This window comes from Rhodococcus chondri, from assembly GCF_036327435.1.
GTDB classification, from domain to species: domain Bacteria; phylum Actinomycetota; class Actinomycetes; order Mycobacteriales; family Mycobacteriaceae; genus Rhodococcus; species Rhodococcus chondri.
Genome location: NZ_JAUZMZ010000181.1, coordinates 1 through 8,871 on the forward strand (window position 1 = coordinate 1; position 8,871 = coordinate 8,871).

Annotated in this window: 8 protein-coding genes and 2 pseudogenes; 8 read left to right on the forward strand and 2 right to left on the reverse strand. The window is 68.8% G+C overall.

Annotated elements, in window-relative coordinates; translation table 11 throughout:
• Both Q8814_RS21990 and Q8814_RS21995 read left to right on the forward strand, forming a co-directional pair.
• On the forward strand, positions 1 to 261 hold a 261-nt coding region (locus tag Q8814_RS21990; RefSeq protein WP_330154108.1), incomplete at its 5' end, for a DUF1957 domain-containing protein.
• 1 nt (position 262) lies between these two features.
• Positions 263 to 466 (forward strand): annotated as a pseudogene (locus tag Q8814_RS21995) (glycogen/starch synthase); the annotation flags it as partial.
• Here Q8814_RS21995 and Q8814_RS22000 read toward each other — a convergent pair.
• A pseudogene (locus Q8814_RS22000) lies at positions 455 to 1,714 on the reverse strand (1,4-alpha-glucan branching protein); the annotation flags it as partial. The pseudogenes Q8814_RS21995 and Q8814_RS22000 sit on opposite strands and share 12 nt — an antisense overlap.
• A gap of 29 nt (positions 1,715 to 1,743) precedes the next feature.
• Positions 1,744 to 2,583, reverse strand: coding sequence for a class I SAM-dependent methyltransferase (locus tag Q8814_RS22005; RefSeq protein ID WP_408015964.1), 840 nt, complete (start codon positions 2,581 to 2,583; stop codon positions 1,744 to 1,746).
• A gap of 170 nt (positions 2,584 to 2,753) precedes the next feature.
• Between Q8814_RS22005 and Q8814_RS22010 the strand changes: the two genes are divergently transcribed.
• The 6 genes from Q8814_RS22010 to mnmA all read left to right on the forward strand — a co-directional run bounded on the left by Q8814_RS22010 (position 2,754) and on the right by mnmA (position 8,866).
• Positions 2,754 to 3,539, forward strand: coding sequence for an electron transfer flavoprotein subunit beta/FixA family protein (locus Q8814_RS22010; RefSeq protein WP_330154109.1), 786 nt, complete (start codon positions 2,754 to 2,756; stop codon positions 3,537 to 3,539).
• Positions 3,540 to 3,588: 49 nt separating this feature from the next.
• Complete coding sequence (locus Q8814_RS22015) at positions 3,589 to 4,545, forward strand: electron transfer flavoprotein subunit alpha/FixB family protein (RefSeq protein ID WP_330154110.1); 957 nt, start codon at positions 3,589 to 3,591, stop codon at positions 4,543 to 4,545.
• A 187-nt stretch (positions 4,546 to 4,732) separates the two neighbouring features.
• A complete protein-coding gene (locus Q8814_RS22020) occupies positions 4,733 to 5,584 on the forward strand; it encodes a GNAT family N-acetyltransferase (protein WP_330154111.1) in 852 nt (283 codons plus the stop codon).
• Positions 5,581 to 6,462: a lysophospholipid acyltransferase family protein gene (locus Q8814_RS22025; RefSeq protein ID WP_330154112.1), complete on the forward strand. Its 882-nt coding sequence runs from the start codon at positions 5,581 to 5,583 to the stop codon at positions 6,460 to 6,462. The genes Q8814_RS22020 and Q8814_RS22025 overlap by 4 nt, the downstream gene beginning before the upstream one ends.
• 62 nt (positions 6,463 to 6,524) lie before the next feature.
• Entirely contained in the window at positions 6,525 to 7,760 is a 1,236-nt protein-coding gene (locus tag Q8814_RS22030) for a cysteine desulfurase family protein (RefSeq protein WP_330154113.1), read from the forward strand.
• On the forward strand, positions 7,757 to 8,866 hold the full coding sequence (gene mnmA / locus Q8814_RS22035) for a tRNA 2-thiouridine(34) synthase MnmA (protein WP_330154114.1): 1,110 nt from the start codon (positions 7,757 to 7,759) through the stop codon (positions 8,864 to 8,866). The genes Q8814_RS22030 and mnmA overlap by 4 nt, the downstream gene beginning before the upstream one ends.
• The last annotated feature ends 5 nt before the right edge of the window (positions 8,867 to 8,871 follow it).

An 8,871-nucleotide genomic window follows, 5' to 3' on the forward strand; every position in this document is an offset into this window, starting at 1 on the left:
CTGCGCCACCGCGTCCACGCCCAGATGCTGCGCGAGGCTCTGATGACGGTCTCGAGCGACTGGGCCTTCATGGTCAGCAAGGACACCGCCGCCGCATACGCCCGCGACCGCGCCCACAAACACGCCCACGCCCTGCGCGAGATCGCCGCGGCGGTCGCGTCCGGACGCACCGGCACCGCCGCACGTCTGGCCGAGGGCTGGTATCGCGCCGACAACCTGTTCCCCGCCCTCGACGCCCGCCGACTGCCAACGGAGACCTGAGTTGAAGATCCTTCTCGTGTCGTGGGAATACCCGCCTGTCGTGGTCGGCGGGCTCGGTCGCCACGTCCACCACCTGGCCACCGAACTCGCGGCCGCCGGCCACGAAGTGGTCGTGCTCTCGCGCCGCCCCACCGGCACCGACGCATCGACGCATCCGACGCTGAGCCATATCGCCGAGGGAGTACTGGTCGTCGCGGTTGCGCAGACCGGGTCCCGGAGTGGCCGTGTCGCGGGCCTTGTCGAGGGTATCGAGGGTGGTACGCACGACTTCTTCGTTGAGTTGCACGAGATCGGCCACCTGGTCGCCGGCCCACACCCGCCAGTCCTTGCCCGATCCCCACGACGAGTTCTCGAGTTCGACCGGACCGCCGACGTAGCCGCGGTCGCGGGCGTCGGCAAGCGTGCCTGTTTCGATGCCGGCCGCGGGAAGTGCCCGTAGGAGACGTTCGAGGAACAGCGGTCCCTCGTACCACCAGTGGCCGAACAGTTCGGTGTCGAAGGCTGCGACGACGAGGGCGTCCCGGCCGATACGCGCGGATTCGCTGCGAAGCCGCCGCCGCACGGTGTCGACGAAATCGGCGACGTGGCGATCGACGGTGCTCGATGCGAGGTCCGGGTCGTAGGGCGCCTTGTCCGCCGGTGCCACCGTGCGGCCGGTGACCCGGGCGGGTTTGAGCCCGGTGTCGTGGCAATAGGTGTGGAAATCGCGATAGGCGGGATGACCCGGATAGCCGGACTTCGGTGACCACACCCGGTAGGAGACCGGAAGGTCGCGTCCGAAGGCGACGACGTCCGAGTCGCGGACGGTGCGGCCGAGTGCGGTGTCACCGTGCAGGGCCGGACCGTCGACCATGAAGTGCTGGACCCCTGCGGCGGCGTACCCGATTTCCATCCCGGGAGTGAAAGCGCATTCGGGACCCCAGATTCCGTGCGGGGTGTGCTGCCAGCGCGACTGCGCGTCGTGCAGGCCCTCCGAAAGCGAGAAGGCGCGGAGCCGGGGATCGAGCAGCGGCTGGAAGGGATGCGCGAGCGGTCCGCCGAGCAGTTCGATCGCGTCGGCGTCGACCAGTTCGCGGACGACCGGGGATCCCCCGTGCCGCCAACGGGTTTCGAATGTATCGAGCGCGGCGGCGGAGAGTCGGTGCTCCCGGGCGCCGAGAGCGCGGTAGGACGGTTCGGTCAGGGCTGCGGCTTCGTGCGCCCGCAGTTGCCAGTTGCCGAGCCAGTGGTGCATGCCGGTCAGGCAGTGGGGGTCGTCGAGTTGTGCGGCGAGTACGGGAGTCACGCCGAGTGTGACGAGCCGCGTGCGGCCCTCGTCGGCGAGCTTGCGAAGCACCTCGGTGACGGGCAGATATGTTGCGGCCCAGGATTGATAGAGCCATTCCTCGCCGACCGGCCAGCGTCCGTGGTTTGCCAGCCACGGCAGGTGTGAATGAAGAACCAGCGCGAACATGCCCGGTTCCCGCGGTGCGGAAGCGGTGGTCACCTTGCAGGGTCCTTTACCGCGATTGCGACGAGATCGAGGCTGGCATCGATGTTTTCGGACTCGAGGGCGAAGTCGTCGACGGTGACGGCGGCGACGTCCGCGGTGAGTTGATCCGGCCATGCTTCGCCCGCCAGGGCGCGTTCGATCTGCGCGTCGATGAACGAGCCGCCGTACTTGTCGTCGAGGGCGCGCAGCGCGGGGCCGTGGTGGACACCGGTCATCAGTTCGACGCGGAAACCGGCGTCGACGAGCAGTTCGCTCAGCTCCACCGCATTCAGTTCCCGGGTATGGAACGGGTTGAGTGGCGTATCGCGTCCGGGGGAGAAGGTGATGCGGTTGGGTGTGCTGATCAGCAGTTCCCCGCCGGGTGTGAGGACGCGGTGGCATTCGCGGAGGAACTGCGCCTGATCCCACAGGTGCTCGATCACCTGGAAGTTGACGACGGTCTGCACCGACTCGTCGTCGAGAGGAAGTTCGGCGAGGTTTCCGAGTCGCATGTCCACGCGAGGGTAGCGAGCGCGGATGTGCGCGACCGCGGTCTCGTCGTAGTCCAGGCCGACGACCTTCTCGGCGACGTCGGCGATCATGTCGGCACCGTAGCCTTCGCCGGCGCCGGCTTCGAGGACCGTGCGGCCCGAGCAGCGGTGCAGCAGGGCGCGGTAGACCACCTCATGGCGTCGGAACCAGTAGTTCTCCTCGGAGATACCGGGGACCGTCCGTTCGCCGGTGAGGGGAAGCTGTTGCGCGTCGTCGACGCGGGCGGTGGAGTCGCTCACCGGCACGACATTAGCCGTACCCGCGGGTAGCACTGACTCGGTGCTCCAGATCACACCCATGTCGTTCCTTCCGTGCGGTTATGGTGAACCGGGTATCACGCCAAGTTACCGGCCGGTAACTTAGCGTTTGGTAATCTAACGCACACGCCGTGTGACAAGCACGAGTACTCGGTCCAGGCAGCGCCTCGCCGATCCACAGGCAGCTATTTACAGGAGGTCGACGTAGACCCATGACGAACATCGTCGTTTTGATCAAGCAGGTCCCCGACACGTGGTCCGAGCGCAAGCTCACCGACGGCGACTACACGCTCGACCGTGAAGCCGCCGACGCCGTGCTCGACGAGATCAACGAGCGCGCCGTCGAAGAGGCTCTGCTCATCAAGGAGCGCGACGGCGGCGAGGTGACCGTGCTCACCGCCGGTCCCGACCGCGCCACCGACGCCATCCGCAAGGCGCTGTCGATGGGTGCCGACAAGGCCATCCACCTCAACGACCCGGCCATGCACGGTTCGGATTCCATCCAGACCGCGTACGCACTCGCTGCCGCCCTCGGTCAGATCGAGGGTGTCGACCTGGTCATCGCCGGTAACGAGGCCACCGACGGCCGTGTCGGCGCAGTGCCGGCCATCATCGCCGAGTACCTGGGTCTGCCGCACCTGACGCACCTGCGCAAGCTCACGCTGGCCGACGGCAAGGCGACCGGCGAACGTGAGACCGACGAGGGTGTCTTCGGCCTCGAGGCCTCGCTCCCGGCCATCGTCTCGGTCACCGAGAAGATCAACGAGCCGCGCTTCCCGTCCTTCAAGGGCATCATGGCCGCGAAGAAGAAGGAAGTGCAGACCCTCACGCTGGCGGAGATCGGTCTCGATCCCGAGATCTTCGGCGTCTCCAATGCGGGCAGCACCGTCACGGGCGTGACCCCGAAGCCCCCGCGTACCGCTGGTGAGCGCGTCGCCGACGAGGGTGACGGTGGCAGCAAGATTGCCTCCTACCTCGTCAGCAACAAGATCATCTGATCCGCGCTCACGCGAACACCGCAGACATACCTAGGGAGAGAAGCAAGCAATGGCAGAAGTACTTGTGCTCGTCGAGCACGCCGAGGGCGTGCTGAAGAAGGTCAGCCTCGAGCTCATCACCGCCGCCCGCGCGCTGGGTGACCCGGCCGCAGTCGTCGCCGGTCCCGCCGGCACCGCAGCCAAGCTGCAGGAGGCGCTGGCCGCCGCCGGCGCCACCAAGGTCTACGCCGCCGAGTCCGACGACATCGAGGGCTACCTGGTGACCCCGAAGGTCGACGTTCTCGCGTCGCTCGTCGAGTCCGCCAGCCCGGCAGCGGTGCTCACCGCCGCCAGCGTCGAGGGCAAAGAGGTCTCGGGCCGTCTCGCCGCGCGCATCGGCTCCGGCCTGCTCGTGGACGTCGTCGAGGTCAAGGCCGACGGCTCCGCCGTGCATTCCATCTTCGGTGGCGCGTTCACCGTCGACGCCAAGGCCAACGGTGAAGTGCCGGTCATCTCGGTGCGTCCGGGTGCAGTCGACGCGCAGCCGCAGGCCGCCGCTGCCGAGATCGTGAACGTCGAGGTCCCGGCGCAGGAAGAGTCCGCGGTGAAGATCGTCTCGCGCGATCCCATCGTCGGTGGCGACCGTCCCGAGCTCACCGAGGCATCGATCGTCGTCTCCGGCGGTCGCGGTGTCGGCAGCGCCGACAAGTTCTCGGTCGTCGAGGAACTCGCCGACTCGCTCGGTGCCGCCGTCGGCGCGTCCCGCGCAGCCGTCGACTCCGGTTACTACCCCGGTCAGTTCCAGGTCGGCCAGACCGGTAAGACCGTGTCGCCGCAGCTGTACGTCGCGCTGGGCATCTCCGGTGCCATCCAGCACCGCGCCGGCATGCAGACCTCGAAGACCATCGTCGCGGTCAACAAGGACGAAGAGGCTCCGATCTTCGAGATCGCCGACTACGGCGTCGTGGGCGACCTGTTCAACGTCGCGCCGCAGCTGACCGAGGCGGTCAAGAAGCACAAGGGCTGAGTCGGCCCTTCGGCCGTCGTCGCGTAGCGGCCCGTCGTGACCCCGCCCCGGATTTCCGGGGCGGGGTCACGCGCGTTCGAGGGCCGGTCCCGATGCGACCGCGCCTAATCTTCATGTTCACGAACGATGCATCGACCCGACACCGCCTCGCAGCCGGACTGCCGTCCGACCTCGTTACACCTTCAGCATGACCACAACGTCGGTGTTGCATCGCACCCGTGAGTTTCCGGCCCCGGTGCTGTCCGGACCCCGATATTCGCTGATCGTCTCCGCGGATCCGGAGGACCGCGAGGAAGCGCAGCGACTGCGCCGGCGGGTCTTCGCCGCGGAGCCCGGATTCACACTTCCCACCGGTACCGGCGACCTCGACGCCGACCGGTTCGACGAGTTCTGCGATCACCTGCTCGTCCACGACCGGGTCACGGATACGGTGGTCGGCTGTTACCGGATGCTCTCGCCCGGCGCCGCACGGGCCGCCGGCGGCTATTACACCGCAACCGAATTCGACCTCTCCGCCCTGGATCCGCACGGCATGCGCGCGGTCGAGATGGGCCGGGCGTGCGTGGACCCGGCCCACCGTTCGGGATCGGTGCTCACCTTGATGTGGGCCGGGATCCTCAACTACCTGCAGCTCACCGGTCACAACTGGGTCATCGGCTGTGTGTCGGTACCGATGAGGACCGCACCGGGTGAGCCGTCCGGCGCCAACGTGCGCGGTGTCCGGGACATCTTGCTGAGCAGGCACGGTATCGCGCCGGAATCTCGCGTGCGACCGTTGAACCCCGTCGTGGTCGACGGCCGGGGACTCGACGAGATCGCACCGCCGGCCACACCGGTCATGCCTCCGTTGCTGCGCGGGTACCTGCGGCTCGGCGCCCGCATCTGCGGTGAACCAGCCCACGATCCGGAGTTCGGCGTCGCCGACTTCGTCGCCCTGCTGAGCCTGAAGGACGCGAACTCCCGTTACCTCGACCGGCTGCGCAGCGCCGCGGAACGTCGCGAAACCGGGCCCGCCGACGAGAATGCGGTGTCCGGATGACCGGACGGGTTCATGCATGGATGCCGGTGAGCCCCTGCGGCAGCGGTTGCCTGCCCTCCCACCAATCGCGTGTGAACTTGCTCACAGCCCTCGCGCGGTCGCTGGTCGTCCTCGTCGCGCTGGCGTCGGCACCGTTGCTCACTGCCGGACGCCTGCTTCCCGCCGAGCCGCGGCGCACCCTCCAGCGTCGGTATGCGCGCACCCTGTTGCGGTGCGTGGGGCTGCGTCTGACGGTCGTCGACCGGCGCGACCGGCGCGGCTACGACGGTGGCATTCTCGTCGTCGCGCCGCACGTGTCGTGGACCGACGTGCTCGTACTGACCGCTGTGGCGCCCGCCGGTTTCGTCGCCCGCGCCGACCTCCTCGAATGGGGTGTCCTCGGCTCACTCGCGCGGCGGATGCGCGTGATTCCCATCGATCGGCAGCGCCTGCGCCGGCTGCCCGAGGTCGTGGACCGGATCCGGGAGCGCTTGCACGCCGGGGAGCGGGTCGCGGTGTTTCCGGAGGGCACCACGTGGTGCGGACGCGCGTACGGAGGCTTCCGGTCGGCGCTCTTCGAGGCCGCGATCGCTGCGGAGTGCCCCGTCCAGCCGGTGGGTCTGCGTTATCTCGACCACGTCGGCGAACCCACGTGCGGACCGGCGTTCGTCGGCGACGAATCCATCGTCGCGTCGATGCGCCGCCTGATCCGCAGTCGCGGCACCGTCGCCGAAGTCGTGCTCGCGCCACTCGAATGGCCAGGTAACGACCGTCGCGACCTCGCTGCGCGGTGCGAACGGGCTGCGCGCGCGGACCGTCCGACGAGGATCGGGCACAAGATGCTGCTCCCCGAATCGACGGCCGCCGCCTCCGGCGAGGTGGGCGCCCGGTACGCGTGAGAGCCCCGGCTGCCCGGTGACCGCGGCAGGGACCGCCGCGCACCCGCTATCCTGGATCGGTCATGACTTCGCCTGCCACCGGACCGTCCGGCACCTCGAAGACCGTCTACCTCGATCATGCCGCGACCACGCCGATGCTGCCCGCGGCGATCGAGGCGATGACCGGGATTTTCACCACGGTCGGTAACGCCTCGTCCCTGCACGGTTCCGGCCGCGCTGCTCGCCGCCGGATCGAGGAGGCCCGCGAGTCGATCGCCGCCGACCTGGGCGCACGACCATCCGAGGTGCTCTTCGTCTCCGGGGGAACCGAGGCCGACAACCTGGCGGTCAAGGGAATCTACTGGGCCCGCCGAGCCCAGGATCCGCGCCGCCGCCGGATCGTGACGAGCGCTGTCGAACACCATGCCGTCCTCGACGCAGTCGAATGGCTCGTCGACCACGAGGACGCCGACGTGACGTGGCTGCCGGTCGATGCCACGGGTCGCGTGGATCCGCAGACTCTGCGAGCCGAACTCACCGCGCACGCCGACGAAGTGGCGCTCGTGTCGATCATGTGGGCCAACAACGAGGTCGGCACCATCATGCCGATCGCCGAGCTCGCCGCCGTGGCCGCCGAGTTCGACATCCCGATCCACAGCGACGCCGTGCAGGCCGTCGCGCACATCCCCGTCGACTTCGCCGCGAGTGGTCTGTCCGCCCTCACCATCGCCGCGCACAAGTTCGGTGGCCCGCAAGGTGTCGGGGCGCTGCTGCTCGGACGTCAGGTGCCGTGTGTGCCACTGGCGCACGGCGGCGGGCACGAACGTGACCTGCGCTCGGGAACCCACGACACCGCGTCGATCGTCGCGATGGCATCCGCGCTGCGCGTGGCGACCTCGGAGCTCACCGAACAGGCCGCGCGCCTCGTCGCGCTCCGCGACGCGCTCGTGGAGGGCGTCGAACGAGTGGTACCCGACGCGGTCCTGAACGGGCCGCGGCACGTCGGTCGGCTGCCCGGCAACGCCCACTTCACTTTCCCCGGCTGCGAAGGAGATTCGCTGCTGATGCTGCTCGACGCGGCGGGAATCGAATGCTCGACGGGGTCGGCGTGCACGGCCGGTGTCGCGCGTCCCAGCCACGTGCTGGTCGCGATGGGTTCGGACCCGGCCACCGCGCGCGGTTCACTGCGTTTCTCCCTGGGGCACACCAGTACCCGCGCCGACGTCGAAGCGATGCTCGGTGTGCTGCCGGGTGTGGTGAAACGAGCTCGCGCCGCTGGAATGGCGAGCGTCGGTGGACGAGGAGGTGACCGGAGATGAGGATTCTTGCGGCAATGAGCGGCGGTGTCGACTCGGCGGTTGCCGCGGCTCGCGTCGTCGCCGCCGGACACGATGTCGTCGGGGTGCATCTGGCGCTGTCGAGCGCGCCCGGCACCCTGCGCACCGGTTCAAGAGGCTGCTGCTCGAAGGAAGACGCCGGCGATGCCCGCCGTGCGGCGGATGTGCTCGGAATCCCGTTTTACGTATGGGATTTCGCAGACCGCTTCAAGGAAGACGTGATCGACGACTTCGTCGAGTCCTACGCGGCCGGCCAGACGCCGAACCCGTGCCTGCGCTGCAACGAGAAGATCAAGTTCTCGGCCCTCGCCGATCGTGCTGTCGCCTTGGGCTTCGATGCGGTCGCGACCGGTCACTACGCACAGCTCGAGGACGGCGTGCTCCGGCGAGCGGTCGACGCGGACAAGGACCAGTCGTACGTCCTCGCCGTGCTCACCGCCGAGCAGCTCTCGCGCGCGATGTTCCCGGTGGGGGATACCCCCAAGGAACAGATTCGCGCCGAGGCGGAGGCCCGCGGCCTGGCGGTGGCCAACAAGCCCGACAGCCACGACATCTGCTTCATTCCGTCGGGTGATACCCGCGCTTTCCTCGGTGCACGAATCGGCGTGCGCCCCGGAGCCGTCGTCGACGCCGACTCCGGACAGGTTCTCGCCGAGCACGAGGGCGTACACGGCTTCACGATCGGTCAGCGCAAGGGACTGGGTATTTCCGGTCCAGGCCCCGACGGCCGTCCTCGCTACGTCACCGCCATCGAACCCGAGACGGGCACGGTGCTGGTGGGTGGCGCCGAACGACTGCAGGTGCTGTCGATTTCCGCGGACCGGGCGGTGTGGACGTCCGGGACCGCACCCACCGGTCCCATCGAGGGTGTTGTGCAGGTGCGCGCGCACGGAGGGATCGCGCCCGCCGTGGTCGAGGCGGTCGGCACCGGCATGCAGGTAACGCTTCGCGAACCGCTGACCGGGGTCGCCGCCGGTCAGGCGGTCGTGGTGTACCGGCCGGATCCGGCGGGCGACATCGTCGTCGGCAGCGCCACGATCACCGCGACCGGGTCGGTCGCTACGACAGAGCCGCTGGGAGATCGGTGACGGCC